Annotated in this window: 25 protein-coding genes; 13 read left to right on the top strand and 12 right to left on the bottom strand. The window is 70.2% G+C overall.

Features of this window, described 5'->3' with window-relative positions; translation table 11 throughout:
* Positions 1-3: 3 nt before the first annotated feature.
* From mmsB to KUM44_RS03530, 6 genes are all read right to left on the bottom strand, one after another.
* Positions 4-1248, bottom strand: a complete 1245-nt coding sequence (mmsB, locus tag KUM44_RS03555; RefSeq protein WP_217206166.1) for a multiple monosaccharide ABC transporter permease — start codon at positions 1246-1248, stop codon at positions 4-6.
* Positions 1245-2795: a multiple monosaccharide ABC transporter ATP-binding protein gene (gene mmsA, locus KUM44_RS03550; RefSeq protein WP_217206165.1), complete on the bottom strand. Its 1551-nt coding sequence runs from the start codon at positions 2793-2795 to the stop codon at positions 1245-1247. Before mmsA ends, mmsB begins: the two co-directional genes overlap by 4 nt.
* A gap of 32 nt (positions 2796-2827) precedes the next feature.
* Positions 2828-3940, bottom strand: coding sequence for a multiple monosaccharide ABC transporter substrate-binding protein (chvE, locus tag KUM44_RS03545; protein ID WP_374202005.1), 1113 nt, complete (start codon positions 3938-3940; stop codon positions 2828-2830).
* A gap of 143 nt (positions 3941-4083) precedes the next feature.
* Positions 4084-5052, bottom strand: coding sequence for a hypothetical protein (locus tag KUM44_RS03540; protein ID WP_217206163.1), 969 nt, complete (start codon positions 5050-5052; stop codon positions 4084-4086).
* 121 nt (positions 5053-5173) lie between these two features.
* On the bottom strand, positions 5174-6178 hold the full coding sequence (locus KUM44_RS03535) for a zinc-binding dehydrogenase (RefSeq protein WP_217206162.1): 1005 nt from the start codon (positions 6176-6178) through the stop codon (positions 5174-5176).
* A 154-nt stretch (positions 6179-6332) separates the two neighbouring features.
* The gene (locus tag KUM44_RS03530; protein WP_189781173.1) at positions 6333-7496 is read right to left on the bottom strand and encodes a mandelate racemase/muconate lactonizing enzyme family protein; all 1164 of its coding nucleotides are present in this window, start codon (positions 7494-7496) and stop codon (positions 6333-6335) included.
* Positions 7497-8040: 544 nt separating this feature from the next.
* On the opposite strand from KUM44_RS03530, the gene KUM44_RS03525 reads away from it, so the two are divergent.
* The 6 genes from KUM44_RS03525 (at position 8041) to KUM44_RS03500 (ending at position 15264) form a co-directional block, all read left to right on the top strand.
* Positions 8041-9087, top strand: a complete 1047-nt coding sequence (locus tag KUM44_RS03525; RefSeq protein ID WP_217206160.1) for a LacI family DNA-binding transcriptional regulator — start codon at positions 8041-8043, stop codon at positions 9085-9087.
* A 154-nt stretch (positions 9088-9241) separates the two neighbouring features.
* Complete coding sequence (locus KUM44_RS03520) at positions 9242-10243, top strand: ABC transporter substrate-binding protein (RefSeq protein ID WP_217206159.1); 1002 nt, start codon at positions 9242-9244, stop codon at positions 10241-10243.
* 93 nt (positions 10244-10336) lie between these two features.
* On the top strand, positions 10337-11875 hold the full coding sequence (locus tag KUM44_RS03515; protein ID WP_217206158.1) for a sugar ABC transporter ATP-binding protein: 1539 nt from the start codon (positions 10337-10339) through the stop codon (positions 11873-11875).
* Positions 11872-12957, top strand: coding sequence for an ABC transporter permease (locus tag KUM44_RS03510; protein WP_217206157.1), 1086 nt, complete (start codon positions 11872-11874; stop codon positions 12955-12957). Before KUM44_RS03515 ends, KUM44_RS03510 begins: the two co-directional genes overlap by 4 nt.
* Positions 12954-13994: a galactofuranose ABC transporter, permease protein YjfF gene (yjfF, locus tag KUM44_RS03505; RefSeq protein WP_217206156.1), complete on the top strand. Its 1041-nt coding sequence runs from the start codon at positions 12954-12956 to the stop codon at positions 13992-13994. The genes KUM44_RS03510 and yjfF overlap by 4 nt, the downstream gene beginning before the upstream one ends.
* Before the next feature lie 232 nt (positions 13995-14226).
* Positions 14227-15264, top strand: a complete 1038-nt coding sequence (locus tag KUM44_RS03500) for a hypothetical protein (protein ID WP_217206155.1) — start codon at positions 14227-14229, stop codon at positions 15262-15264.
* Positions 15265-15269: 5 nt separating this feature from the next.
* Here KUM44_RS03500 and KUM44_RS03495 read toward each other — a convergent pair whose 3' ends face one another.
* Entirely contained in the window at positions 15270-16529 is a 1260-nt protein-coding gene (locus KUM44_RS03495; protein ID WP_254388979.1) for a diacylglycerol kinase family protein, read from the bottom strand.
* A 180-nt stretch (positions 16530-16709) separates the two neighbouring features.
* Here KUM44_RS03495 and KUM44_RS03490 point away from each other — a divergent pair, with 180 nt between their 5' ends.
* The 6 genes from KUM44_RS03490 (at position 16710) to KUM44_RS46690 (ending at position 20723) form a co-directional block, all read left to right on the top strand.
* The gene (locus tag KUM44_RS03490) at positions 16710-18170 is read left to right on the top strand and encodes a DUF2252 domain-containing protein (RefSeq protein ID WP_217206153.1); all 1461 of its coding nucleotides are present in this window, start codon (positions 16710-16712) and stop codon (positions 18168-18170) included.
* A gap of 134 nt (positions 18171-18304) precedes the next feature.
* Positions 18305-18724 carry a hypothetical protein gene (locus KUM44_RS03485; protein ID WP_217206152.1) on the top strand — a complete coding sequence of 140 codons (420 nt, stop codon included), beginning with the start codon at positions 18305-18307 and terminating at the stop codon, positions 18722-18724.
* Positions 18725-18930: 206 nt separating this feature from the next.
* A complete protein-coding gene (locus tag KUM44_RS03480; RefSeq protein WP_217206151.1) occupies positions 18931-19248 on the top strand; it encodes a hypothetical protein in 318 nt (105 codons plus the stop codon).
* 89 nt (positions 19249-19337) lie between these two features.
* A complete protein-coding gene (locus tag KUM44_RS03475; protein WP_217206226.1) occupies positions 19338-19742 on the top strand; it encodes an SHOCT domain-containing protein in 405 nt (134 codons plus the stop codon).
* Between the two features lie 226 nt (positions 19743-19968).
* Complete coding sequence (locus KUM44_RS03470; protein ID WP_217206150.1) at positions 19969-20604, top strand: potassium channel family protein; 636 nt, start codon at positions 19969-19971, stop codon at positions 20602-20604.
* Positions 20601-20723, top strand: coding sequence for a hypothetical protein (locus tag KUM44_RS46690; RefSeq protein ID WP_302185956.1), 123 nt, complete (start codon positions 20601-20603; stop codon positions 20721-20723). The genes KUM44_RS03470 and KUM44_RS46690 overlap by 4 nt, the downstream gene beginning before the upstream one ends.
* 67 nt (positions 20724-20790) lie before the next feature.
* On the opposite strand, the gene KUM44_RS03465 is transcribed toward KUM44_RS46690, so the two are convergent.
* The 3 genes from KUM44_RS03465 to KUM44_RS03455 form a co-directional block, all read right to left on the bottom strand.
* The gene (locus KUM44_RS03465; RefSeq protein WP_217206149.1) at positions 20791-21318 is read right to left on the bottom strand and encodes a hypothetical protein; all 528 of its coding nucleotides are present in this window, start codon (positions 21316-21318) and stop codon (positions 20791-20793) included.
* Positions 21319-21337: 19 nt separating this feature from the next.
* A complete protein-coding gene (locus KUM44_RS03460) occupies positions 21338-22966 on the bottom strand; it encodes an MFS transporter (RefSeq protein WP_217206148.1) in 1629 nt (542 codons plus the stop codon).
* 111 nt (positions 22967-23077) lie between these two features.
* On the bottom strand, positions 23078-23227 hold the full coding sequence (locus tag KUM44_RS03455) for a hypothetical protein (protein ID WP_217206146.1): 150 nt from the start codon (positions 23225-23227) through the stop codon (positions 23078-23080).
* Between the two features lie 286 nt (positions 23228-23513).
* Here KUM44_RS03455 and KUM44_RS03450 point away from each other — a divergent pair, with 286 nt between their 5' ends.
* The gene (locus KUM44_RS03450; protein WP_308402475.1) at positions 23514-23924 is read left to right on the top strand and encodes an SHOCT domain-containing protein; all 411 of its coding nucleotides are present in this window, start codon (positions 23514-23516) and stop codon (positions 23922-23924) included.
* A 45-nt stretch (positions 23925-23969) separates the two neighbouring features.
* Here KUM44_RS03450 and KUM44_RS03445 read toward each other — a convergent pair whose 3' ends face one another.
* Both KUM44_RS03445 and KUM44_RS03440 read right to left on the bottom strand, forming a co-directional pair.
* Positions 23970-24167, bottom strand: coding sequence for a hypothetical protein (locus tag KUM44_RS03445; RefSeq protein ID WP_217206144.1), 198 nt, complete (start codon positions 24165-24167; stop codon positions 23970-23972).
* An 86-nt stretch (positions 24168-24253) separates the two neighbouring features.
* A complete protein-coding gene (locus KUM44_RS03440; RefSeq protein ID WP_217206143.1) occupies positions 24254-26977 on the bottom strand; it encodes a LuxR C-terminal-related transcriptional regulator in 2724 nt (907 codons plus the stop codon).
* Positions 26978-26990 lie beyond the last annotated feature (13 nt).

Raw genomic sequence — 26990 nt, 5'->3', positions numbered from 1 at the left:
CTGTCAGCTACCGACCTTGCGCTTGTTCCACACGTCGAACCCGACCGCCGCCAGCAGCACCATGCCCTTGATGACCTGCTGCCAGTCGGTGCCGATGCCGACGAGGTTCATGCCGTTGTTCAGCACGCCCAGGACCAGACCACCGATGATCGCGCCGAGGACCGTGCCGACGCCGCCGCTCATCGACGCGCCGCCGATGAACGAGGCCGCGATGGCCTCCAGCTCGAAGTTGAGGCCGGCCTTGGGAGAGGCCGCGTTGAAGCGGGCGGCGAAGACCAGACCCGCCAGGGCCGCGAGCATGCCCATGTTCATGAAGATCAGGAAGGTGACCTTCTTGTCCTTCACACCCGACAGCTTGGCCGCGGGCAGGTTGCCGCCGATCGCGTAGATGTGGCGGCCGATGATCGCGTTGCGCATCACGTAGCCGAAGCCGACGAGCAGCACGCCCAGGATGAGCAGCACGACCGGGGCGCCCTTGTAGCTGGCGAGCAGCATCGTCAGCGTGAGGATGGCGGCGCCGAGCGCGACCAGCTTCAGCAGGAACAGGTTGAAGGGCGGGACGTCGAGGTTGAACTCCTGCTGGCGGCGGCGGTCACGGAACTCCTGGAAGACCACGAACGCGATCATCGCGAAGCCGAGCAGCAGGGTGAGGTTGTGGTAGTTCGTGTTCGGGCCGACCTCGGGCAGGAAGCCGTTGGCGACCTTCTGAAGGCCCTCCGGGAACGGGCCGAGGGTCTGGCCCTCAAGGAAGATCTCGGTCAGACCGCGCCAGATCAGCATGCCCGCGAGGGTTACGATGAACGATGGTATGCCGCCGTACGCGATGAAGAACCCTTGGATGGCGCCCGCGATGGCGCCCACCGCCAGGCAGAGGATGACGGCGACCGGCCATGGCAGGTCGTTCTTGACCATGAACACGGCCGCCATCGATCCGATGAACGCCGTCAACGAGCCGACCGACAGGTCGATATGGCCCGCGATGATCACCAGCATCATGCCCATCGCGAGGATGAGGATGTAGCTGTTCTGCAACACCAGGTTGGAGACGTTGCGCGGCAGCAGCAGGTCACCGTCGGTCCACACGGCGAACAGCGCCACGATCAGCCCGAGGGCGATCAGCATGCCGTACTGCCGCATGTTGCGGCGCATGCCCTCCATCACCAGCTGGAGCAGACCGTCGCCCGCGGCCCCTCCGCTCTTGCCCGACGGCGCGGGGGCCGGGGTCTTGGCGGTCACATCCGTGCTCATCGGGATACCTCTTTGTCCTTTGTCATCTGACGCATCAGCGATTCCTGCGAGGCCTCTTCCCGCGAGAACTCACCGGTCAGCCGCCCCGCGGCCATCGTGTAGATGCGGTCGCACATGCCGAGCAGTTCCGGCAGCTCGGAGGAGATGAAGACGACCGCCTTGCCCTGGGCGGCCAGCTGGTCGATGACCGTGTAGATCTCGTACTTGGCGCCGACGTCGATGCCACGCGTCGGCTCGTCCAGGATCAGCACATCGGGACCCGCGAAGATCCACTTGCTGAGGACGACCTTCTGCTGGTTGCCGCCGGACAACTTGCCCACCGGCTCGAACACGGTCGGCGCCTTGATGTTCATGGACTTGCGGAAGCCCTCGGCGACCTGCCGCTCCTCGTGCTCGTCGACCACGCCCCGCTTGGCGACCTTGCCCAGCGCGCTGAGCGAGATGTTGCGGTTGACGGTGTCGATGAGGTTGAGACCGTAGTGCTTGCGGTCCTCGGTGACGTACGCGATGCCGTGCTTGACCGCCTCGGGGACGGTCTTGGTACGGATCTCCGTGCCGTCCTTGAGGACCGTGCCGCCCGCGTGGCGGCCGTACGTCCGCCCGAAGACGCTCATCGCCAGCTCGGTGCGGCCGGCGCCCATCAGGCCCGCGATGCCGACGATCTCGCCGCGCCGCACCTCGATCGACACGTCGTCGACGACCTTGCGCTGTTGGTCGATCGGGTGGTGCACGGTCCAGTTGCGGATCTCAAGCGCCGGGTGGGCGCCCTCCTCCGGCTCGTGCGGGGTGCGGTCGGGGAAGCGGTTCTCCAGGTCGCGGCCGACCATCCCGCTGATGATCCGGTCCTCGGTGGTCTCCGGCGCCTTCACATCGAGCGTCTCGATGGTCTGGCCGTCACGGATGATCGTCACCGAGTCGGCGACCTTGCGGATCTCGTTGAGCTTGTGGGAGATGATGATCGAGGTGATGCCCTGCTTCTTCAACTCCAGGATCAGATCCAGGAGTTTGCCGCTGTCCTCGTCGTTCAGGGCCGCGGTCGGCTCATCCAGGATGAGCAGCTTCACCTTCTTCGACAGCGCCTTCGCGATCTCCACGAGCTGCTGCTTGCCCACGCCGATGTCGGCGACACGGGTGTCGGGGTGATCGCTGAGACCGACCCGGCGCAGCAGCTCGGAGCCGTGCCGCAGGGTCTCCCGCCAGTCGATGAACCCGCTCTTGGCGTGCTCGTTGCCGAGGAAGATGTTCTCCGCGAGGGAGAGGTAGGGCGACAGCGCCAGTTCCTGGTGGATGATGACGATGCCGCGGTGCTCGCTCGCCCGGATGTCCTTGAACTCGCAGACCTCCCCCTCGAAGAGGATGTCTCCCTCGTAGGTGCCGTGCGGGTGGACGCCGGAGAGGACCTTCATCAGGGTCGACTTACCGGCGCCGTTCTCACCACAGATGGCGTGGACCTCGCCCTGCTGGACGGTCAGTGTGACGTCCGACAGCGCCTTGACGCCGGGAAAGGTCTTGACGATCGAGCGCATTTCCAGGACGGGTCCCGCCATGGTCGTGCCTTCCAATCAGAGTGTGCCGGCGGTTAGTTGAGGTCGCTTTCCTTGATGTAGCCGGTGTCGACGACCTCCTTCTTGTAGTTGGTCTTGTCGACGCTGACCGGAGTGAGCAGGTAGGCCGGGACGACCTTGGAGCCGTTGTCGTACGTCTTGGTGTCGTTGACCTCGGGCTTCTTGCCCTTGAGCGCCGCGTCGACCATGTTCGAGGCGACCTTGGCGAGCTCACGGGTGTCCTTGTAGACGGTCATCGCCTGCTGGTCGGCGATGATCGACTTCACCGAGGCGACCTCGGCGTCCTGGCCGGTGACGATCGGCCACGGCTTGCTCTTGGTGCCGTAGCTGTCCGACTTCAGCGCCGAGAGGATGCCGATGGAGATGCCGTCGTACGGCGAGAGGACCGCGTCGACGCGCTCGCTCTTGTACGCCGAGGTCAGGATCTCGTCCATGCGGTTCTGGGCCTTGCCACCGTCCCAGCGCAGGGTGGTGACCTGGTTGAGCTTGGTCTGGCCGGAGCGGACGACGAGCTGCTTCTTGTCGATGTACGGCTGAAGGACGTTCATCGCGCCCTGGAAGAAGTAGCGCGTGTTGTTGTCGTCGTTGGAGCCGGCGAACAGCTCGATGTTGAACGGGCCCTTCTTGGAGCCGTCCTTCAGGCCGAGCTTCTCGACGATGTAGTTGCCCTGGAGCTCGCCGACCTTCTCGTTGTCGAACGACGCGTAGTAGTCGACGTTCTCCGTGCCCAGGATCAGGCGGTCGTAGGAGATCACCGGGATGTTCGCGTCCTTGGCCTGCTGGAGCACGCTGTTCATCGACTTGTTGTCGATGGCCGCGACGATCAGCGCCTTCACGCCCTGCGTGATCAGGTTCTCGATCTGCCCGACCTGCTGGTCCGTGTCGTCCTCGCCGTAGACCAGCTTGGTCTTGTAGCCCTTGGACTCCAGGTCCTTGACGACGTTGTTGCCGTCGGCGATCCAGCGCTCGGAGGACTTGGTCGGCATCGCGATGCCGATGGTGGCGCCCTTGGTGTCGCCGGCCTCCTGCTTGCTGCCGCCCTCGCCGCTCTGGCCACAGGCGGACAGGGTGAGGGCGAGGGAGGCGGCTCCGGCTATGGCGGCGAGTGCGGCTCGGCGGTTACGCATGATCATCATCCTTGATGTGTGTCTGGCAGGGCTCGGTCGGCGGCGCGAAGACGCTTGCGGGCGGTGCGGGAAAGACCGAGATGAGGGTGTGTCGGATTGTGTTCGACTGCGTCTTCTTCTGTGAAGGGGGATTGTCCGGAACGTTATGCGGGAATTTCGAACCGCTTCAGCGCTCCGGGCAGCCGTGAACCGAGAGGCGCCATGTCGCCGTCAGCTCCGTGCCGTGCGAGGAGGTCCAGCGCCAGGCGTCCGCGCCGTACGCGTTCCTTGGCGGTGGCCAGTGTCAGGTCCCGCATGTGGTGGCCGTAGGGGTAGATCCCGGGGGCCTTGGAGAGCCCGAACTTCAGGTAGAGCGGTGCGCCGCGGCGGATCAGCTCGGCAACCTCGTACATCCGGATGTAACCGCCCAGATCGTCGGGGGCCTCGATGTACATGTCCATCGGGGCACCGGAGACGCGACGGATCTCGGTGAGGTGATCCAGCGTCAGGTCGCTCGGCACGTTGATCGAGTCGCCGCCGAGGTTCTCGTACACGGCGTACGCGGCCGGGTTGACGGGGCCGATCAGCGCGCTCACCTTGAGCGTCGTGTCGGCCGGGATGATCCCGGCGACCCGCGCCCGGTGCAGCGCCCAGAGCACGCCCTCGTCGGCGACGAGGAGGCACTTCACGCCCAGCTCGGTGGCGCGTACGGCGTCCTCGACGCACCCGGCGACCGCGTCGTGGCCCCGGGCGCGCAGCCCGCCGCCCTTGGAGTCGGTGCGGGTGGAGCCGCCGATGTCCCAGGTGCCGCGCGGGCCGGTGAACAGGCAGAGCTCGATGTCGCGCTCGGCGGTCGCCTCCACCATCTCGGTGATCTCGGCGTCGGTGAGCATCCAGATACCGCTGCCCTGGCTGATCCGGTGGACCGGCACATCGAGCCGCGAGGACTCCTTGAGGACCACGGCGAGCGCCTCGGGGCCCTCCACGGAGGGAACCTCGGTGCGCCAGCGGCCGCCGCCGGGGAAGGTGTGCGGAGAGGCGTCGGAGGGGTCGAGGGCGGGCGCCCCCAGGCCGAGTGCGGCGAGCGCCTGCTCGCCGGGTCGGCGTGGCGTCGAAGCGGAGGTGTCGGTCACAGGTTGTCCTTCATGTTCGATATTTCGGACGGCGGTCGCGGCTCTGGCCGTGCGGGGCTTTGGATGTACGCCGGTACGAAGTCGTCAGGTACCCCGTACCGGCGTACGGCTCAGGGGTGGGTCATGGCCGCAGCAGGACCTTTCCGACCTTCGGGTCGCCGGACCCCACCAGCTCGATGGCCTGCGGGAACTCCTCCAGCGGCAGCTCGTGCGTGACCAGCGGCAGCGGGTCGAGCAGTCCCGCCCCGAAGACCCGCACGGTGTGCGCCCAGGCGTCCGGCGCCGCGCCGAACACGGTCTGCACCTCCAGCTGCCGCACGACGAGATCGGTCGGGTCGAGCCCGTCCGCGCCCGGCGCCGGAATGCCCGTCAGGATCAGCCGTCCACCGCGGCGCAGCAGGGCGGCGGCGGTGCGTGCCGCGTCCGCGGACCCGGCGGTCTCGATGACGACGTCGAAGTCGTCGGGGAGTTCCTCGTCCTTGGTGCGGAAGTCCGTCGCCCCGAACCGCTTCGACAGCTCGGCCCGGTCCGGACGCGTCCCCACGACGAGCAGCTCGGCCGGCGAGCCCGCCTTCAGGAACTGGATGGCGAACATCCCGAGCGTGCCCGTGCCCACCACGGCCACCCGCTCGCCCGGCACCGCGTTCGCCTTGAGCGCGGCGGCCGCGATGCATGCGGCCGGCTCCAGCAGCGCCGCCGCCGTGAGGTCCGCGTCGTCCGGCAGCACGTGCAGCAGGCGTGCCGGAAGCGTGAGCGTGGGGGCCATGGCGCCCGGCTGGGTGAAGCCGGTCTCCTCGTAGCCCGCCGTGCACAGTGTGGTCTCGCCCGCGTGGCAGCGGTCGCAGACCTGGCAGTTCCGGAAGCCCTCGCCCACGACCTTGCGGCCCACCAGGCTCGAAGGGACGCCGTCGCCGACCGCCGCCACCGTCCCGGACCACTCGTGGCCCGGCGTGAGCGGATAGCGGACGTACCCCTCCGGCCGGTTGCCCTGGAAGACCTCGCGGTCACTGCCGCAGATCCCCGAGGCGTGCACCCGGACCAGGGCCTCGCCCGCTTCCGGCTGCCGGGGCTCGTGCGGGACGAGCCGGTGCTCGCCCGGAGCCTCGATGACGACGGCGGTGCTCAATGGGGCCTCCCGGGGCCTGGATCGGAAGTGGCGTCGTCCGCCCGGAGGGCGGGCCGGGCGGGGTCTGGTGCGTGGCGAGAGGGCGTGCCCGGCGTCGCCCGGCAGGCGCCACCTCCGACCCAGGCCCCGGTGCCGGGCCGGCGGGTGTGGGTGCTCACTCGGTGCCCTTGGGCTTGCGCTGCTCCCAGCCGTCGGCCCACAGGTCGAACCGGGCCTGCTGCTGCGGGAACTCCGCGGCGGCGTCGACGTCCAGCTCCACACCGAGACCGGGCTCGTGGGAGAGGTGGAAGCAGCCGTCCTCGGGGTTCACCTGGGGGGCGCCCTTGATCACCTTCTTGATCTCCGCGTCCGCGAAGTCGTTGAAGTGCTCGAGGATCTTGAAGTTGGGGGCGGTGAAGCCGACCTGGAGGGAGGCGGCGGTCAGCACCGGCCCGCCCACGTTGTGCGGCGCGACCAGCATGTAGTGCGTCTCGGCGGTGGCGGCCAGCTTACGGGTCTCCCAGATGCCGCCGATGTGGCCGACGTCCGGCTGGATGATGTCCACGGCCTGGCTCTCGAAGAGCTCCCGGAACTCGATGCGGTCGTGGATGCGCTCACCCGTGGCGACCGGCATGTCGACCTTGGCGGCGACCTTCTCCAGCGCCTTCAGGTTCTCCGGCGGCACCGGCTCCTCCAGCCACGCGGGCTTGAAGGGTGCCAGCTCCTTGGCCAGGCGGACGGCGGTGGCGGGGGAGAACCGGCCGTGCATCTCCAGCATCAGCTCGGCGTCCGGGCCGATGGCGTCGCGCACGGCCTCGATCAGGGAGACCGCGTAGAGGCTCTGCTCGTGGTCCAGCTCGAAGTGGCCGGTCCCGAACGGGTCGATCTTGAGCGCCCGGTAACCGCGCTCCATGACCCCCTGGGCCGCCTTGTGGTACGCCTCGGGCGTCCGCTCGGTGGTGTACCAGCCGTTGGCGTACGCCTTGACCTTGTCGGTGACCTTGCCGCCGAGCAGCTGCCAGACCGGCACGCCGAGCGCCTTGCCCTTGATGTCCCAGCAGGCCATCTCGATCACGGCGATGCCCGACATCACGATCTCGCCGGCCCGGCCGTAGTCGCCGTACTTCATCCGCTTGACGAGATCCTCGACAGCGAACGGGTCGGAGCCGAGAATGTGATTGGTCTTCGCCTCGTGCAGATAGCCGAGCAGCGCGTCGGTGTGGCCCAGCATGCGGGTCTCGCCGACACCGGTGAGCCCCTCGTCGGTGTGTACCTGGACGTAGGTCAGGTTGCGCCACGGCGTTCCGACCACGTGTGTGCTGATTCCCGTGATGCGCACGGTACTACTCCCTGTCCTCTTCGGTCTGTTCGAAATATCGGCACTCGTTCGAAATGCTGTCGCGACAGTAGGGACGACCACATGCGAGTGTCAATGGGTCTACAAACAACGGTTTCGATGCGGCGGCCCAGGTGCCCGGCGAGACGGATGCGACGGGGTGCGCCACGAGGGTCGCCGAGGTCTTCGAGGGTGTGCGGATACCTCCCCCGATGACCCTCGAAGCGCTCCTGACCAGGCAGAACGCCCTGGGTCACCCCACCTCCGCCGCTCGTCGCGTTATTCAACCGTGACGACTTCTCTGGCGCAGCCCTCTTGACCGCCATGAAATGTTAGCGCTCACAATGGCGTCCGCATTCACCGGTCGGCCACAAGTCGGCCCCGACGGCATCCAAGGAGGTATGAGCGTCGTGTCAGCAGTGCTTCAACTCGCCTTCCCGCCCCGTGCCGTTGGCCCTTCCGGAACACCGGCATGACGCGGCCGGCGCCGAACCATCGGCCCTCGCCACAGGTCTTATCGGCAGACGACCGCCAAGGAGGTGCGGCCGTGACCCCCTCGCAGCTTCGGCCGCCCACCATGGCCGACGTGGCACGCCAGGCCGGTGTGTCCCACCAGACCGTGTCCCGCGTGCTGGGGGACCACCCCAACGTGCGGGACGAGACACGGGCCAAGGTGCTGCGGGCGATCGAGGAGATGGGCTACCGCCGCAACTTCTCCGCACGGGCCCTGGCCACCCGGCGCACCCGGACCCTGGGGGTGGTCGCCTCCAACACCACGCTGTACGGTCCGGCCAGTACGTTGTTCGCGCTGGAGGAGGCGGCGCGTGCCGAGGGCTATCTGGTCTCGACGGTCAGTCTGCGCAGGCTGACGGTGGAGACGCTGTCCGAGGCCCTGCACCGCCTCAGCGACGGCGGGGTGGAGGGGGTCATTGCCATCGCCCCGCAGCGGTCGGCGGTCGAGGCCCTCGCCGAACTCCGCCACCCGTTCCCGGTGGTGGCCGTGGGCACCGGCTCGGGCGCCGAGGTCCCCAGCGTCAACGTGGACCAGAATCTGGGCGCACGGCTGGCCACCGGCCATCTGCTCGCCGCCGGCCACCGCAGGGTCTGGCATCTCGCCGGGCCCGAGGACTGGCAGGAGGCGGTGGACCGGGTCGACGGCTGGCGGGCGACCCTCGAAGCGGCGGACGTGGAACCACCGATGCTGCTGCGGGGGGACTGGAGCCCGCTGTCGGGCTACCGGGCCGGCCAGGAACTGGCGGGCTGGGTGGGACGCGGCCTGACCGCCGTCTTCGTGGCCAACGACCAGATGGCGCTGGGGGTGTTGCGGGCGCTGCGTGAGGCGGGCGTACGCACTCCCCAGGACGTCGCGGTGGCCGGCTTCGACGACATCCCGGAGTCGGAGTTCTTCGCCCCGCCGCTCACCACCGTCCGGCAGGACTTCGCGACGGTGGGCAAGCGGAGCATCGCCCTGCTGCTGGACCTGATCGAGGGCCGTACCCCCTCCGGGACGTCCCAGGTCTCGATCGAACCCCAACTCGTCGTCCGCGCAAGCACGTTCCCGTACCTGCCTCAACCGGGAGCCGCTCCCGGCTGACGCCGCACCACCCGGTCGCCGTTCGTCCTTCGGGGCAAGCGTGACCGACATCTCGAACGATGATCGACAGGCTGGACGCAGTACGGCCGGTCCCCACAAGTACCAACCGAGTACCAGCGGTCCACCCCGGGCCGGCTCTTCAAAGGAGAAGGACATGCTCAACAGAAGGAACTTCCTCACCGCGGCGGTCGGCGTGGCGGCTACGGCCGGTCTGGCGGCCTGCGCCAAGGAGGACGGCGGCTCGTCCGGTGGCTCCGGTGGCGGCAGCAAGGGGATCACCCTCGGCTTCTCCCAGGTCGGCGCGGAGAGCGGCTGGCGCACCGCCAACACCACCTCGGTGAAGTCGTCGGCCAAGGAGGCGGGCATCGACCTCAAGTTCTCCGACGGCCAGCAGAAGCAGGAGAACCAGATCGCCGCGATCCGCGGCTACATCGCGCAGAAGGTGGACGTCATCGCCTTCTCGCCGCAGAAGGTCACCGGCTGGGACGCCGTGCTCAGGGAGGCCAAGGCGGCGAAGATCCCGGTCGTCCTCACGGACCGCTCCGTGGAGACCTCCGACGACTCCCTGTACGTCACCCTGGTCGGCTCCGACTTCACCGACGAGGGCCGGCGCGCGGCCAAGATGGTGGCGAAGGTCATCGCCACGGCCGGCCTCAAGGGCCCGGTGAAGATCGCCCAGCTGGAGGGCACCACCGGCACCGCTCCCCAGATCGAGCGCGGCAAGGGCTTCAAGGAGGTCATGGACGCCGAGCACAAGGACTGGAAGATCGTCGCCAGCCAGAGCGGTGACTTCACCCGTGCCGGCGGCAAGCAGGTCATGGCGGCCTTCCTGGAGTCCCACAAGGACATCAACGTGCTCTTCGCGCACAACGACGACATGGGTCTCGGCGCCATCCAGGCCATCGAGGCGGTCGGCAAGAAGCCCGGCAAGGACATCCTCATCGTCACGGTCGACGGTGTGAAGGACGGCTTCGCGGCCATGGCCGAGGGCAAGATCAACGGCATCATCGAGTGCAACCCGCTGCTCGGCCCCCAGCTGATGGAGGTCGTCAAGCAGGTCCACGCCGGCCAGAAGGTCGAGCGCTGGATCAAGACCAAGGAGAGCGACTTCACGCAGGACCAGGCCAAGGCCGAGCTCCCCAACCGCACGTACTGACCGACCGTCCCCACCGGCAGGGAGCCTCCGGCCGGCCGACAACCTCGGCCGAGGCTCCCTGCGGACCTGGACACATTCATGAGGAGCGCTGCCATGGCAGAGCCGCAGCCCGTCCTGGAGATGACGGGCGTAGTCAAGGAGTTTCCGGGGGTAAGGGCTCTGTCGGGCGTCGACTTCCGCCTCTTCCCGGGCGAGATCCACGCCCTGATGGGCGAGAACGGCGCCGGAAAGTCCACACTGATCAAGGTGCTGACGGGCGTCTACTCGCTGGACGGCGGCACCGTCACCCTCGACGGCAAGTCCGTGCGGATCGGCAGCCCGTTGCAGGCGCAGCAGGCCGGTATCAGCACGGTCTACCAGGAGGTCAACCTCTGCCCCAACCTGTCGGTGGCGGAGAACATCTTCATCGGACGCGAACCCACCCGCGCGGGCCGCATCCAGTGGAAGCAGATACGCAAGCAGGCCGCGGAGATGGTCGACCGGCTCGGCCTCGACATCGACGTGACGGCGCCGCTGTCCTCGTACCCGCTGGCCGTGCAGCAGCTGGTCGCGATCGTACGGTCGGTGGGCCACCGCGACAGCGACGGCGGGGGATCCGGCACCAAGGTGCTGGTCCTGGACGAGCCCACCTCCAGCCTCGACCGCGACGAGGTCCTCGAACTGTTCCGCCTGATGCGGCAGTTGCGGGACGAGGGTGTCGCGATCCTCTTCGTGTCGCACTTCCTCGACCAGATCTACGAGATCTGCGACCGGATGACCATCCTGCGCAACGGCACCCTGGTCGGCGAGCACATGGTGGCCGACCTCGACCAGGTCGGGCTGATCGAGCTGATGATCGGCAAGGCCCTGGACCAGCTGGAGGGGCTGCACGAGCACCAGCTGCGCTCCGACGTCGGCGAGACGCTCGTCAAGGCCGAGGGCCTCGGCCGCACCGGCGGTATCGCCCCCTTCGACCTGGAGATCAAGAAGGGCGAGGTGCTCGGCCTCGCCGGCCTGCTGGGATCCGGCCGCACCGAGCTCGCCCGGCTGCTGTTCGGCGCCGACCAGCCCGACAGCGGCAAGGTGACCATCGGCGGCGGGCAGGTCTCGATGAGCGCCCCGAACGACGCCATCGGCGCCGGGGTCGCGTTCTGCTCGGAGAACCGCAAGACCGAGGGGCTGGTCCTCGATCTGACCGTGCGCGAGAACATCATCCTCGCCCTCCAGGCGGCCCGCGGCTGGACCCGGCCCATCCCGGCCTCCCAGCGCGACGAACTCGTCGCCAAGTACATCAAGGCGCTGGACATCCGCCCCGCCAACCCGGAGGCCCGGGTGGGGCAGCTCAGCGGCGGCAACCAGCAGAAGGTGCTGCTCGCCCGCTGGCTGATCACCCAGCCGAAGCTGCTGATCCTGGACGAGCCGACGCGCGGCATCGACGTCGGCGCCAAGGCGGAGATCCAGAAACTGGTGGTGTCCCTGTCCGAGGACGGCATGTCGGTGCTGTACATCGCGGCCGAACTGGAGGAGGTGCTCCGGCTCAGCCACACCATCGGAGTTCTGCGCGACCGCAAACTCGTGGCTCGGCTGGCCAACGGGCCCGAGATCACCACCAGCAAGATCCTCGAGACCATCGCGAGCGGAGAACACCAGTGACCACCACGTCCCGATGGCGAGCACTGACGCGCCACCACCTGTTCTGGCCGGTCGCGATCCTGGTCGCCCTGCTGCTGGTCAACGTCCCCTTCACCCCTGGCTTCTTCTCGATCAGGATGTCGGACGGCCACCTCTACGGCAGTCTCGTCTCCATCGTGCTGTTCGGCTCACCGCTGATCCTGGTCGCGGTCGGCATGACCCTGGTCATCGCCACCGGCGGCATCGATCTCTCCGTCGGCGCCGTGGTCGCCATCACCGGCGCCCTGACCTGTTCGTACATCAGCGACCAGGCCGACCAGAACGCGCTGGCGGGGGTCTTCCTCGCCGTGGGCATAGGCCTGGTGGCGGCCGTGGTCTGCGGCCTGTGGAACGGCTTCCTGGTCGCCCGGATGGGCATCCAGCCCATCATCGCGACCCTCATCATCATGGTCGCCGGTCGCGGTGTCGCCCAGCTGATCACCGACGGCCAGATCATCACCATCAACAGCGAGCCGTACAAGCTGATCGGCGGCGGCTACTGGCTGACCCTGCCCTTCGCCATCTTCGTGGTGGCCGCGGTGGTGGCCGTCACCTCGACGCTGACCCGACGCACGGCGCTCGGCCTGCTGGTCGAGTCGGTCGGCGGCAACGCCGAGGCCAGCCGCCTGGTCGGCATCAGGGCCACCCGCATCAAGATCATGGTCTACATCTTCTGCGCGCTGTGCGCGGGCATCGCGGGCCTGATGATCAGCTCCAACACCTCGGCCGCGGACGGCAACAACGCCGGTCTGTGGATCGAACTCGACGCGATCCTCGCCGTGGTGATCGGCGGCACCTCGCTGCTCGGCGGCCGGTTCTCCATCGGCGGCACGGTGGTCGGCGCCCTCGTCATCCAGACCCTGACCACCACCATCTACACCATCGGCGTGCCGACCCAGACCACCCTGGTCTTCAAGGCCGTCGTCGTCATCGTCGTCTGCCTGTTGCAGTCCCCGAAGTTCCGGGCCAAGGTCTTCGGCGCGAAGGGACGCGCCCGGACCACCGCCCCGGCGGAGCCCGCCACCCCGGCCGACGCCGCCCCGAAGATGGAGGTGTCGCGATGAGCGCGACCACCAAGACCCGTACCGCAGCGGAAGGCCGTACGCCGTCCACGTCGGCACAGGCGTCCACGGCCGCGCGTCTGCTCGGCGACCGGCGGCTGCCCGTCCTGGTCACGGCCGGCCTGTTCCTCGCGATGTACATCGGCGGTCTCAGCCGCTACCAGAACTACGGTTTCGGCGAACCGCAGGTCTTCCTCAACCTGTTCGTCGACAACGGCTATCTGCTGGTCGCCGCCGTCGGCGCCACCTTCGTCATCATGGCCGGCGGCATCGACCTGTCCGTCGGTTCGCTGATCGGCTTCACCACCATGTTCACGGCGTGGCTGGTGGAGAGTCAGGGCCTGCCGCTGATGCTGGTCATCCCGCTCGCCCTGGGAGTGGGCGCGTTCGGCGGCTTCCTCATGGGCTATGTGATCCACAACTTCGAGATCCAGCCGTTCATCGTGACCCTCGCCGGCCTCTTCCTCTTCCGGGGCCTGTGCCTGGTCATCAGCAAGGAGTCGATCTCCATCAGCGACTCCACGGTGAGCAGCATGGCCCAGGCCCGGGTGTCGATCGGACTGGGGGAGCTGTCGGTCGGCGCCCTCGTCGCCCTGGTCGTCGTCGCCGCCGCCTTCTACATCCTCCACTACACGCGCTTCGGCCGACGGGTGTACGCCATCGGCGGCAACGAGCAGTCGACGATGCTGATGGGGCTTCCGCTGGGCGGCACGAAGATCGCCGTGTACACGGTGAGCGGCTTCTGCTCGGCGCTGGCCGGCCTGCTCTTCATGCTGTACATCCAGTCCGGTGACCCGCTGCACGCCGTCGGCATGGAGCTCGACGCGATCGCCGCGGTCGTCATCGGTGGCACGCTGCTGACGGGCGGCTCGGGTTACGTCCTGGGCACCCTGTTCGGCGTCCTCGTACTGGGCCTGATCAAGAGCATCATCCAGTTCGAGGGCACGCTCAGCTCCTGGTGGACGAAGATCGCCACGGGTGTGCTGCTGGGCGCGTTCATCCTGATCCAGCGGGCGATCACGACGCGCAAGCAAACATAGGCCGGTGCCTGGGCACATGTGCCGAGGTGGCCCGTCGCACCACGTGGGTGCGACGGGCCATTTTGCGTTGCCGTACGGGCCACCTGAGTCGCGTTACGGACCCGGCGCGGAGGATCGCGCCGAATAGTCGGGCTTGACCCCCACCGACCAAACCGGAAAGACCAATTCCGCACACAACCTTCACAGTAGCCGCTAGGAAAGGTGTGGGTCGGTTCCCTAGTCTTCCCGCGTCATGGACTACTGCCACCCGTGCCGCAGGCACCTCAACGGCGCCCTCGCCTGCCCGGGGTGCGGCGCCGCGATCGAAGAGCTGCGCGTGCACGCGGGCGCACCGGACGAGGCGTACCCGCAGTTGGCCGAGCGGGCCGTACAGGCGCCTGCGGGGGCCGTGGGCGGGCAGGGCTCGTACGAGGTGTACGAGGGGCAGTACGGGAACGGCAGCGGCGCGGGGCTGTACGGCGGCGGTACGGGACAGTACGGGGCCGGTACGGGACAGTACGGCGGTGCCGAGTACGGCGACCGCCATGCCGACGCCGGCCACAGCGAGGACGCCGCGGACGCGGGCACGGACGCCGCTGAGGTGGCTGAGAGCGCGCCGGTCGGCGGACGGGCCGCGCGGCGGGCGGCGCAGCGGCGTGGCCGTCGGCGCGGCCAGGACGAGCGCGACGAGTACGCCGCCGGGTACGACGATCAGGGCGGTCAGGACGAGTACGACGACGAGGACGACGACGACCTGGACGAGGAGTCCGGGCCGTCCGGTGCGAGTCGTCGCGACCGCAAGGCCGCCGCGCATCGCCGCCGTCGTCGCCGGACCCTGCTGATCGCCGCCGGGTTCGTCCTGGCAGCCGGCGGTCTGAGCCTCGCCGAGCTCGGCATGGACGCCCCGGGCAGCAGCCCGAAGCCGGCCGTGGCGGGCGACGAGTCGGCGGACGGCGCGGCGTCGGATGAGGTGACCGCGTCCCCCGAGGCGACGGACGGCACGACGCGGACGGACGGGGACTCGCGTTCGCCCGGCCCCTCGGCGTCCCCCTCGTCCTCCGAGTCCCCGAAGGACGAGGACAAGAAGAAGGACGAGGACAAGACCCCCGACAAGGACGCCCCGTCGGCGACCACGGGCAGCGGCGGCTCCGACACCTCGACCGCGGCCCCCGCCCCGACCTCCGAGCCGCAGGCTCCCGCGCCGACCGCCAAGCCGACCACACAGGACCCGACCCCGGAACCGACTCCGTCCGAGACGGAGTGCGACCGGTTCCTGTGGTGGTGCACGTAACCCGTTCACTTTTGCCATGCCAGGCGGCCCAGGGCCCGCCAGTCCACCGTCCCGCTCGAGCGGGGCACTCCCGGGCGGTGGCGTGGCACGCGCACGCGCAGGGCGCCGGGCGTGATACGGCAGATGACGGGCGTGGGTAGCCGGACGGCCTCGCCGTCGACGCCGACCGGGATGTCGCCGACGTCGGCGTCGACGACCACCTCCCGCGCGGTGAGCGCGGTGAGCCCGCGCGCATGGTGACCGCGCAGCAGACCGGCAGCCTGCGCGGCGTTGTCGACGGTGATGCCGAAGACGCCGAGGAGACCGGAGTCCAGCCGTGCGCGCCGGCCGAGCCCGGCGGCGTCGCCCAGGTGGTAGGGGTTGTTGCTGACCAGGACCCCTTGGGGAGCGTCGATGACCGCCTGGCCGGCGTGGACGGTCAGCCGGGGGCCGATCTGGTGGGTCAGCAGGTCCGGGAGTTCCCGCAGGATGGTGCGCACCTTGTCGTCGCGGTAGGCGGGGCTCTGCACGACCGTCGCGTACACGCCGAAGGACGCGTTGTTGACGAAGACGCGCTCACCGATGGCGCCGAGGTCGACGCGGAGTTCCACGCCGTCGGTGAGGGCGTCGAGGCCGGTCGACGGGTCGGATCGGTCGAGGCCGAGGTCCATCGCGAAGTGGTTGCGCGTACCGGCGCAGATCACCACGAACGGCAGCTCGTGCCGGGCGGCCACGCCCGCCACCAGTGCCTGGGTACCGTCCCCTCCGGCGACGCCGAGCAGGTCCGCGCCCCGCGCCACGGCCCGGCGGGCGAGCTCCATGACGTCCTGCGGGTGAGCGGGGTCGAGTACGGCCACCTCGGCGCCGAGGGCCCGGGCCTTGGCCACGAGGTCGTATCGGCCGACCTTTCCATGCCCTGAGCTGGGGTTCATGATGAGGAACGGCGCTTTCGGCGGTGCGGCCGGGTACTGCCGCGGGCGGGTCCGCGCGACGTCCCCGCCGAGGGCGGCCCGGCCGATCAACGCCGCCGCGATCCACAGTGCCAGGGCCGACAGCACGACCCACAGCAGGCCCACCGCCGCGTAGTGCAGCAGCACCACGAGCGGCAGCAGCACCGCGAGCCCGGTGGCGGCCGCACGGGCCGGGCCGTGCCGGGCGAAGGTCCACCACAGCGCGGCCGCGGTGGCGGCGAGCCCGGCCAGACCGACGGCCAGCAGCGCGAGGCTCCTGACTCCGGCGGCCGTCAGCGGCAGCGCGACCGCGGCGGCCGCGACCAGCAGCGCCAAGCGTGCCGCCCACCGCTGAGCCGCCCCAGCGGGACGATCAGCCGTGCCGGACTGCCGGGCGGGGTTCCGCGTACGGCCCACAGAGGCATCCCAGCGCCCGCGCCCCCGTCCCACATCACCTGCTCCGGGTGATCCCACCGGGGTGCCGGGCTGTGACCCTGCGGGCAAGGAGGTCCGGTCATGGCGACGACGCACGACGGCCCGCTCTCACCGAGGGGCGGCGGTCCGCTCTCCTCGATCCACGACGGCCCGCTCTCCCCGGCCGAGCGCGCGGCACTCGGCAAGGAGGCACGCGCCCGTGTTCCGCGCTCCGCCCACGGTGTCTTCGAGCCCGACGAGAAACGGCCCGATCCCATCGACATCATCGAGCGGCAGTCCGCCACCCGCATTCGGGAGCTGGTCCCTGTCCGCTACGGCCGGATGCTCGAATCGCCGTTCCGCTTCTACCGAGGAGCCGCTGCGATCATGGCGTCCGACCTCGGTGCCGGCGCGCACACCGGGCTGTTCGCCCAGCTGTGCGGCGACGCGCACTTGCTGAACTTCCGGCTCCTGGCCTCCCCGGAACGCCATCTCGTCTTCGACATCAACGACTTCGACGAGACCCTGCCGGGCCCGTTCGAGTGGGACGTCAAGCGGCTCGCCGCGAGTCTGGTGATCGCCGGGCGGGCCAACGGGTTCCCGGCCAAGCGGTGCGACACCCTGGTGCGTGCCGCGGTCGCGTCCTACCGGGAGCGGATGTGGGAGTTCGCCGGGCTGCGCACCCTCGACGTCTGGTACGCACGGGACGACTTCGGCCAGATGCAGACACTCCTGGATCGGCCGCTGCGCAAGGACGACGAGCAGCGGGCCTCCCGGGCCTCGGCGAAGGCCCGCAGCCGGACGAGTCTGCATGCCGCCGCGAAGCTGACCCGAGTGGAGGGCGGCGTCCACCGGATCATCTCGGATCCCCCGCTGATCACACCGCTCGACGAGCTGCTGGCCGGCGCGGAACGCGGGGAACTGGAGCGGATGCTGCAAGACCTGATCACCGGGTACATGAGCACCCTGTCGTCGGAGCGGCGGCATGTGCTGAGCCGGTTCCATGTGGCCGACATGGCACGCAAGGTCGTCGGGGTCGGCAGCGTCGGCACGCGCTGTTGGATCATCCTGCTGCTCGGTCGCGACGACGAGGACCCGCTCCTGCTCCAGGCCAAGGAGGCGGGCACGTCGGTCCTCGCCCCCTACTGCGGAGCGAGCCAGTACGAGAACCAGGGCGAGCGGGTGGTCGCCGGGCAGCGGCTCATGCAGGCCGCCAGCGACATCTTCCTCGGGTGGAAGCACGTCACAGGCTTCGACGGACTTGAACGCGATTTCTACGTAAGGCAGTTGAGGGACTGGAAGGGCATCGCCCGCCCAGAGACCATGGACGCCGAGACCCTGGCGCTGTTCGCCCGGATGTGCGGCGCCTCGCTGGCCCGCGCGCACGCCCGCTCGGGCGACCCGATCGCCATCGCCGCCTATCTCGGCCGCGGCGACTCCTTCGACCGGGCCCTGGTGGAGTTCGCCCGTGCCTACGCCGACCAGAACGAGCGCGACCACCGGGCACTGGCCGACGCGGTGACCGAGGGCCGCGTCACCGCCCGGACCGACCTGGCGGCGTGAACCGGATGTCCCTGCCGACAGGAGCGCGCACGGCCCCTCCTCACCCGCCGGGGGTGACGACGGGCGGCGGTCCGTGGATCACGCTCGTGGTGTACGGCTGCGCGCCGCAGCCCGTCGAGGAAAGGGAGGCCGCCATGGCCACCACCAGTCGCCCCCAGCATCGGGAAGGGGCACAGACCGCCGCCACCGGCCTGACGCTGTTCGCCGCTGTGATGCTGTTCATCGCCGGGATCCTCGATGTCTTCCGGGGAATCATGGGGATCGCCGAGGACGACGTCTACGTCTCCACCCCCAACTACATCTTCAAGTTCGACCTGACCAGCTGGGGCTGGATCAACCTGCTGTTCGGGGCGCTGGCCGTGATCGTGAGCTTCGGCCTGTTCACGGCGAAGACATGGGCGAGGGTCGTCGGCGTCGGCATCGCGGCCCTGCTGCTGATCGCCAACTTCCTGTCCATCCCGTACTACCCGGTCTGGTCGCTCACGCTGATCGCGCTGTACGCGTTCATCATCTGGGCGCTGTGCGTGGTCAAGCGGGACCCACTCGCGGACTAGGGGCGGGCGTACCACTCGCCCGAATGGCCCGTTCGGCATGCCGTGCTCGTAGTGTGCGGACGCGATTGCGAGGGGAGGGGACCCGACACAGCACGAGTCCGCATGAGCGCCGCGCACAAGACCTCCGCGCCCGGGCGCATCGCCCGGGCCACGGCCTCAGCGGTGCTGATCGTCGTCACCTGCATCCTGGTGCCGCGCTGGGCGCCATGTTCGCCTGCCTGGTGGTGGTCATCGCCCTGGTCGTCGTACGCCGTTTCCACCTCGACCATCTTCCGGCCGCCGTGCAGTCGGACGTGGCCGCGGCGGCCGTCTTCGACACGCTCCTGCGCTTCCCGCGCCAGGCCCTCGTCACGACGATCGTGCTCGGCCTCGTGGTCGCACACTCGGCGCCTGTCTGGCCGGCCCGGGCCGACGGGCGCGAGATCCGGACCGGACGGGGGGTGTGTGAGCGCGCTCGCCCTTCTGGCAGTCGTGTCGCTGCTCGCGGCCGGGTCGGGATGGCGAGGGCCACCCCTGAGGGGTGATGGCGGACGGACCGGCCCGGCGCATCGTGAAGGTCTCGGGACCGCACGAGCCGCGCGGTCGTCGCGGCAGCCGGCCGGTGGAGGCGACCATGGACTACCCCCTGCTCGACGTCTTCCTCACCATGCTCTGGTTCTTCCTGTGGATCATGTGGTTCATGCTGCTGTTCCGCGTGATCGTCGACGCCTTCCGTGACGACGCGCTCAGCGGCTGGGGCAAGGCTGGCTGGACGCTGATGGTGTGCGTGCTGCCGTTCCTCGGCGTCTTCGTCTACCTGATCGCCCGGGGGCGCGGCATGGGCGAGCGTGAACGGCGACAGGCCCGTGACCGTGAGCGGGCGTTCCGCAGCTACGTCCAGCAGGTCGCCGCCGAACCCGCGCCGAGAGCGCCGGGCGCCAAGGCGGACGAGCTGGGCAAGCTGGCCGCGCTGCACGACAAGGGAGCCATCACCGACGCGGAGTACGAGCAGGCCAAGGCCAAGGTACTGACGGTCTGACGCGGGGCCACGCGTCCGTCACCGCCGTGACGTCCACGGTCTCTCGGGGCGGGGTGTGAGGGGGCGCTGTGCGAGGACCTGACGGCATGAGGGGCACGCCTGCCGTGGGTGACCGGGGCACCCACCCCGGGTGTTCCGTCGACGACGCTGCGGCAGGCAGTGAGGTGGAAATCTCCTGGCGTCCGACCCATCGACCTTCCGGCCGGACGGAACGAAGAGACACGAGATGAGTGATCCGAGCACTGCCCGCACGGACGGCGCCCGATCCGGGCAGGACGCGCACCGGCCACGGCGGCTCCGCCCCCGCCGGTGGGCTGCTCTCGTCGCCCTCACCCGCGCGGTGCTCATCGCCGTCGGCCTCGTCACCGCCTACTATCTGCTGCCTCTGGACGAGGGTGGTAAGGCTGCTGCGGCGCTGATCGTGTGCGGCCTGGTGGCGGTGCTGCTGGTCTTCGCGTGGGAGGTACGGGTGATCACGCGCTCACCCCACCCGCGGCTGAGAGCCATCGAGGCCCTGGCCGCCACGCTGGTGCTGTTTCTGGTCCTCTTCGCCAGTGCCTACTACCTGCTGGACCGCTCCGCCGCGGACTCCTTCAGCGAACCGCTGACCAGGACAGACGCCCTGTACTTCACTCTGACCACATTCAGCACGGTCGGCTACGGGGACATCACCGCGCACTCCCAGACCGGGCGCGTGCTGACGATGCTGCAGATGACAGGAGGGCTGCTGCTCGTGGGCGTCGCCGCGCGGGTGCTGGCGAGCGCGGTCCAGGCGGGCCTGCGTCGGCAGAGCGGAGAGCCGTCTACGGAATCGGGTTCCCGCACCGACGCGGGGACGCCGGACGAGGAGGCCCGGTCATGACCGCCCAGCGCCACGACAGGGCCGGACGCGACGGTCTGGCCGGACAGCACCACGGCCCCGGCACCGGAAAGGCTCTGGCCGACGTTTCCGACCAGCGTCCCTCGGCTCGGATTTCGTAGCGCACGAGCGGTGGCCCGGCTGCCCGCCCCACGGATCAGTGCGTCAGAGGATCCGTGCGGCAGAGGATCAGTGCGTCAGAACGATCTTGAAGGAGACGATCAGCAGGCCGAGCAACAGGTTGACCGTTGCGGTGGCGGCCATGAGCCGCCGCGGAGCACCGGCGCGGCGTGCAGCGGCCACGGACCAGCCCACCTGGCCGGCCACGGCGACGAAGAGAGCCAGCCAGAGGGCACCTCGCACGTCCAGCCCCAGGAGCGGACTGACGGCTACCGCGGCCGCCGGCGGGACGGCGGCCTTGACGATCGGCCACTCGTCACGGCACACGTGCAGCACGACCCGGCGGTCGGGAGCCTGTTGTGCCAGGCGCGTCCCGAACAGCTGGGCGTGCACGTGCGCGATCCAGAACACCCCTCCGGTGAACAACAGCAGCAGCACCAGTTCGAGGCGGGGGAACGAGCCCAGGGAACCCGCGCCGACCACCACGGAAGCCGCGAGCATGGATCCGTAGACGCCGCCCGTGTAGTCCGCGTGTGCCCTGCGCCCGGTACGGGGTGCCCCGCGAGCCCTGGCAGGGCCCGGCCTGATCCTGGGCATCGGCAGCTCCCTCCCGAGCTCAGCGCGTCGATCCGCTCGCTCCGGCAGGAACACCGGCGTCCGGCTGCCGCGGATGCTTTTCCCGGGCGTTCGGCAGGGACGGCGTGACCAGGAAGCCGGCAAGAGCGACGCCACCAGTGGCCAGGATCGCCGCCTTCAGCCCCTGCAACTGCGCGGAGGCGTAGGAATCAGCGACGGCGTCGACCTGGGACGACGGCAATCCGGCACGCTCGGCCGCCGAGCGCACCTGATCGGTGGAGACGAAGGTGATCCCGGCCTGGAGCGCGACGCCGACCTGCTCACGGGTCTGTTGCGACAGCTGCGGATTGTCGTCCACCTGTGTGGTGAAGGCGTGGGCCAGCGCGCCGATGAGGATCGACCCGATGAGGGCCGTGCCCAGTGCGGAGCCCAGATTCTGTGCCGTGAACTGGAGCCCTCCGGCCTCACTGCGTTCCTCCTCACCGACGCCGGACTGGACGACGTTGCCCAGCTGGGAGGCGAGCAGGCCGACGCCCACGCCCAGCAGGGCCATGGCTCCGGCGAACTGTGCGTCGTCGATGACCGGGTCGATGGTGGCCAGCAGCCACACGATGGCCGCCGCCAGGGTCACCAGGGCCAGTCGGACCACCCGGCGTGGCCCCATGACCCGCCCGAGCGAGGACGCGGACAGGGAGGTCACGAACATGGTCACGGACACCGGGAGCAGGCGCAGCCCCGTCTCGAAGGCGTTGAACCCCTGAACCACCTGCAAGTACAGCGGGATGGCGAAGAACAGCCCCAGCAGGATGAGGTTCTGGCTCAGCAGCGTCATCAGGCCGGACCGCAGCACGGGTCTGCCCAACAGGGACAGGTGCACGAGGGGGTCGGCGCCCTGGTGCTCCCGCCGCCGCTCCCAGTGCCGGAAGACGGCCAGGAGGGCCACCCCTGCCCCTATGACGAGCAGCGTCGGGGCGAAGCCGAAGACGGTGAACGGAGGGTTGCGGGGCTGCACCCAGCCCCACGTGCTGCTCTGTAGCACCCCGAGCACGCCCAGCCCCAGCCCGGCCGCGGAGAGTGCCGCGCCGACTCCGTCCAGCCGGGGACGTGGGCCGGCCGGGGCGGACGTCGGGATCACCCGGCGGCACAGCAGCACGGCCACGACGACCACGACCTCGCCGGCGAAGACCAGCCGCCAGGTGAGGTACGTCGTCACCCAGCCGCCCAGCAGCGGGCCGACCGCGATCCCGGCGCCGGCGAGCCCGCCGATGACCGCGTAGGCGACGGCCCGTTCCCGCCCGCGGTACGACTCCGCGACGAGGGCGGCCATGGCCGGCAGCACCATGGCCGCTCCGAGTCCCTCGATGACCGACCACCCCAGCGCGAGGACCCACAGCGTGGGTGCCGCGGCGGTCAGGGCCGACCCGGCGCCGTAGACGACCAGCCCCAGCAGGAACATGCGACGACGCCCCAGGATGTCCCCGAACCTGCCACCGATGATCATGAACGCCGCCATGACCAGCGCGTACAACGTGATGACCGCCTGGATGGCGGTGACCTCGGTGTCGAAGTCCTCGACCAGCTGACTGATGGACACGTTCATGACGGAGGTGTCCAGGACCATCAAGAACTGGGCCGTCCCGAGGACGATCAGAGCCCGCCAGTGCTTCACGCTCCACCTCGCCGAGTCGGCCCGGCACGCCGACGGTGCCGGCTGTGCAGCGGCCGGCCGGTACACGCCCCGCCGCTCCCCCCATCGCATCCGAAGCACGCACCCCGCGCCTCACCCGCCACGGGGGAGCGCGGCGGCCGAGAGCTCGGGGGCGGTGCGCGCCTCCCCGAACCCCTTGCCGCCTTCGCCGTCCGCCGCATCGGCCCGGCCCGCCCGAGGCAGTCGCCGGTCTCCGTCGTGGGCGGCCCGTTCCTGGTTCAAGTCCCGTCGTGTTCTGCGCGGCGCCCCTCTCGTCCGTCTCCCGTACACGGCGGTGGCCCACCAGCGCACCGGTGCTGTCGTCGGCGCCGGGCCGTCGGCCGTCCTCCGACAGCTGACAGACGGCCTCCGCTGCTCCCAGACCCGCGTTGTCCGCTGGTCCTCGGCTGACCGCGACACCCCCACCCGCTCCGGGTGATGCCGTCCCGGGCCGACAGGCGCAGCGTGGAGCACGACAGGCTCCGAGCGCCGTCGTGGCCCTCTCGGCGGCCGGCAAGTGGAGGAAACCGTGGACTATCCGCTGCTCAACGCGTTCCTGACCATGCTCTGGTTCTTCCTGTGGGTCATGTGGTTCGTGCTGCTGTTCCGGGTCATCGGCGACATCTTCCGGGACGACACCATGGGCGGCGGAGCCAAGGCGGGCTGGACGGTCTTCGTGTGTGTGCTGCCGTACCTCGGTGTCTTCGTCTACCTGATCGCCCGAGGCCGCGGCATGGGCGAGCGTGACGTGCGCCAGATGCAGCGGCAGGAGCAGGCGTTCCGCTCCTACGTCCAGGAGGCGGCCGCCGGAACCCCGGCCGCCGGTGAGGCCCGGGCGACCCGCGTGGACGAGCTGACCAGGCTCGCCGGGCTGCACGACCACGGCGACATCACCGACGCGGAGTACGAGCAGGCCAAGGCGAAGGTCCTCGCGGGCTGAGCGATCCCGTCACTGCTCCGATCACTGCTCCGAAAGCTCCCGCTCTCACTCCGGGAGCTGGCGGAACTCGGCCACGCGCAGCCCCAGCGACTGGAACCGGACCAACAGGCCGTAGAGATGCGCCTCGTCGTCGACCGGGCCGTACAGCACGGTCTGGGTGGGGACGACGAACGTCTTCAACTCGGGGAACGCCGTGGTCAGCTCGTCCGACATCTCCCCGTCGACGCGGATCTCGTAGCGCATGCCCTCATGCTGGGCGACGGGGCACGCAGGGGCATCACCCGGGCGAGGTGACACGTCGGTACAGTCCGGTTCCGTCTCCGAGTCCGTCAGAGCAGCCCGAGTTCGCGGGCCCTGCGGACGGCCTCGCCGCGCCGGGTGGCGGCGAGCTTGCGGTAGATGCTCTTCAGGTGCGTCTTCACGGTGTTGACCGACAGATGCAGGTCGGCGGCGATCTCCTCGGTGGACATGAGTTGGGCCAGCCGTTCGAGGACGTCCTGTTCCCGGGCGCTGAGCGGCTCCGGGCGCGGGGCCTGCGTCCGCTGCGGAGAGGCGGCCTGCAACGGCGCGAGCGTGCCGGTCAGCCAGGTGTGTTCCCGGGCGAGCGCGGGCCGGCGCAGCAGCCGGCCGAGCCAGGGCCCGGCCTCCCGGAACGGCCGCCTGAGCTGATGCGGACGAGCCGCCGCCAGGGCCCGCAGCACCAGGCCCTCCGCGGCCGGGGAGTCACCGGTCGCCTCGGCAACCTGCGCACGGGTCAGCAGCAGCCACACGTCGACGGCCGGTCCCTGGTCCTGGGGATCGGGGAGCGCGTCGAGAATCCGCAGCGCCCCTTCGCCGTCGCCGGCGGCCACCCGGGCGCGGGCCTCGGCCGCCCGGCTCTCCGGGCTGTGCAGCGGCTGTTCCTCGAAGACCTTCACCGCCGCCCTCGGATCGCCGTCCGCCAGATGCGCCGCGGCCGTGGCCATGGCGATGCGGTCGCTCACCCAGGGGGAGGGCTCGGCGGAGACCAGGGGCTGCCGTGTCATGTCGTCGAGAGCGAGCAGCGCCGCCCGGGGGTCGCCCCTCGCGACCAGCAGCCGGGAGCGCAGGATCGCCAGTTCCACGGCCATGAGGGGGTCGCGGGTGGCGGCGGACGTGGCGGCCGCCTGGTCGAGATGGTCCTGGGCGGCCGTCAGGTCGTCGCGGTCGACGGCGACCGCGGCCAGCACGAGCTGGGCCATCCCGGTGCGGTACGGCACCGGCAGCCCCGAACGCTCCGCCTCCGCGACCGCCCCCCGGGCATGCGCCTCGGCCTGGCCGGGCCGGCCGTGCAGGAAGTCGATCAGTGCCAGCCGGCTCAGGGCGTGCTGCGAAAGTCCCGTCGTCCGCCCGGCTGGGGGTGCCCCCTCTGGGGGAGGGACGTTCGCCACACGCCCAGGCGCCTCGTGCCGGGGGAACGCCGTCGGCAGCCCCTCGGCGGTGTCGACGGCGGCGGACAGCGTGGCGCGGGCGGCGTCGAACCGGCCCGCCCACAGCTGGGCCGAACCGAGGTCGGTGAGCATCAGGGCCGTCAGCTCCGGACTGCGCTCCAACCGGTCGGCGGGCAGGGCCTGTTCCGCCTCCGCCGCGTCCCGCGCCGCCGTCTCCGCCAGGTCCGCCGAGCCCACCACCCGGGCGGCCAGCACCCGCAGCACCGCACAGCTCAGCCGCATCGCCGCGGCGTCGTCGGTGCTGTCGGTGCCGAGGTCCGGCAGGTTCTCCTCCGCGCGCCGCAGATACGTGACACCCCGGTCGACGTCGTGGTGGGCCAGCTCGCGCGCCGCGCGCACCAGGTCGGGCGCGGGGCCGGACGCCTCCGGTGCCATCCCGGCGAAGAGACCGTCCAGTCGCTCGGCGGCCGGCCCGGTCAGCAGCCGGCCGATCGCCAGATGGTCGACGAGCTCGGCGGCGGCCAGCTCCCAGTCACCCGCGTCCGCCGCATGCCGCAGCGCCTCGTCGAGCAGCCCCGCCCGGCTCAGCCACTCGGCGGCCGTACGGTGCAGCTCCGGCTCCAGGCCCGGCCGGCGCACCCGCAGATGCACCCGGAGGATCTCGGCGAAGAGCGAGTGCAGCCGGTACCAGGAGTGCCCGAGGGGCTCGACGAACGCGTTCGCCCGTTGCAGCGCCTCCAGGACCGGCTCCGCGTCGTCCCGCCCGGTGAGGGCGTTGGCCAGGTCGGGGTGGGTCCTCTCCAGGATGCTGGTGCGCAGCAGCAGGTCCTGGGTCTCGGCGGGGTGGGCGCGCAGCACCTCGCCCAGCAGGAAGTCGGCCACCGTGCTGTGCCCGGCCTCGAAGTCGTTCAGGAAGCTCTCCGGGTCGGCGGCCCGCTGCGCGGCCAGGGCGCACAGCCGCAGCCCCGCCGCCCAGCCCTCGGTGCGTTCGGTCAGCGTGCGCGCGGCCTCGGCCGACAGCGGCAGCCCGTGCCGGTCGACCAGGGTCGCCGTCTCCTCGGCGCGGAACGCCAGGTCGTCGGCGCGGATGTCGACGAGTTCACCGGCGGCCCGGTATCGGTGCAGCGGCAGCAGCGGCTCGGTGCGGCTGATGATCACCAGGCGCAGTCCGTCGCCGGCGTGGCGGAGCACGAACTGGAGCTCGTCGGCAACCGCGGCCGAGCCGGCCACCCGGTCGAACTCGTCCAGGACGAGGATCACCCTGCTGTCCCGTTCGTTGAGCCAGGCCGCGAGCCGGGCCAGCAGCGAGTGGTCCACCTCGCCGGGCCGGGCCGGGCCGCGGATGTTCTCGGGCAGGGCGATCCCGTGGTGGCGCAGGGCATGCAGGACGTAGGACCAGAAGACACCGGGCGCGCTGTCCTGCGGCTCCACGGTCAGCCAGGCGACGGCCCCCGGTTCGCAGGCGGTGCTCCAGTCGGCGACCAGCAGCGTCTTGCCCGCCCCCGCGGGCCCGGTGACCAGGGTCAGCGGCCGGCCGGCCCCCTCGGTCAACGTCTCGACGAGCCGTTCCCGGCGGACGAACGTCCCCGGAACCGTCGGCACGGTCAGCCGGGCGGCGAGCACCGGGTCCCCGTCCGGAGTCACCCCCGCCCCGAGG

The sequence above is a fragment of the Streptomyces sp. AC550_RSS872 genome, from assembly GCF_019049285.1.
Classification (GTDB): Bacteria; Actinomycetota; Actinomycetes; order Streptomycetales; family Streptomycetaceae; genus Streptomyces.
The sequence above is the reverse complement of the archived record's forward strand: the minus strand, read 5'-3'. Positions and strand labels throughout refer to the sequence as shown.

What these genes read in the sequence shown, in the direction of transcription:
- yjfF (WP_217206156.1), top strand. Translation starts at nt 12,954, where the DNA reads ATGAGCGCGACCACCAAGACCCGTACCGCAGCGGAAGGCCGTACGCCG.
- KUM44_RS03445 (WP_217206144.1), bottom strand. Translation starts at nt 24,167, where the DNA reads ATGCGCTACGAGATCCGCGTCGACGGGGAGATGTCGGACGAGCTGACC.
- KUM44_RS03485 (WP_217206152.1), top strand. Translation starts at nt 18,305, where the DNA reads ATGGCCACCACCAGTCGCCCCCAGCATCGGGAAGGGGCACAGACCGCC.
- KUM44_RS03520 (WP_217206159.1), top strand. Translation starts at nt 9,242, where the DNA reads ATGCTCAACAGAAGGAACTTCCTCACCGCGGCGGTCGGCGTGGCGGCT.
- KUM44_RS03515 (WP_217206158.1), top strand. Translation starts at nt 10,337, where the DNA reads ATGGCAGAGCCGCAGCCCGTCCTGGAGATGACGGGCGTAGTCAAGGAG.
- mmsB (WP_217206166.1), bottom strand. Translation starts at nt 1,248, where the DNA reads ATGAGCACGGATGTGACCGCCAAGACCCCGGCCCCCGCGCCGTCGGGC.
- chvE (WP_374202005.1), bottom strand. Translation starts at nt 3,940, where the DNA reads ATGCGTAACCGCCGAGCCGCACTCGCCGCCATAGCCGGAGCCGCCTCC.
- KUM44_RS03470 (WP_217206150.1), top strand. Translation starts at nt 19,969, where the DNA reads ATGAGTGATCCGAGCACTGCCCGCACGGACGGCGCCCGATCCGGGCAG.
- KUM44_RS46690 (WP_302185956.1), top strand. Translation starts at nt 20,601, where the DNA reads ATGACCGCCCAGCGCCACGACAGGGCCGGACGCGACGGTCTGGCCGGA.
- mmsA (WP_217206165.1), bottom strand. Translation starts at nt 2,795, where the DNA reads ATGGCGGGACCCGTCCTGGAAATGCGCTCGATCGTCAAGACCTTTCCC.
- KUM44_RS03500 (WP_217206155.1), top strand. Translation starts at nt 14,227, where the DNA reads ATGGACTACTGCCACCCGTGCCGCAGGCACCTCAACGGCGCCCTCGCC.
- KUM44_RS03475 (WP_217206226.1), top strand. Translation starts at nt 19,338, where the DNA reads ATGGACTACCCCCTGCTCGACGTCTTCCTCACCATGCTCTGGTTCTTC.
- KUM44_RS03480 (WP_217206151.1), top strand. Translation starts at nt 18,931, where the DNA reads ATGTTCGCCTGCCTGGTGGTGGTCATCGCCCTGGTCGTCGTACGCCGT.
- KUM44_RS03465 (WP_217206149.1), bottom strand. Translation starts at nt 21,318, where the DNA reads ATGCCCAGGATCAGGCCGGGCCCTGCCAGGGCTCGCGGGGCACCCCGT.
- KUM44_RS03490 (WP_217206153.1), top strand. Translation starts at nt 16,710, where the DNA reads ATGGCGACGACGCACGACGGCCCGCTCTCACCGAGGGGCGGCGGTCCG.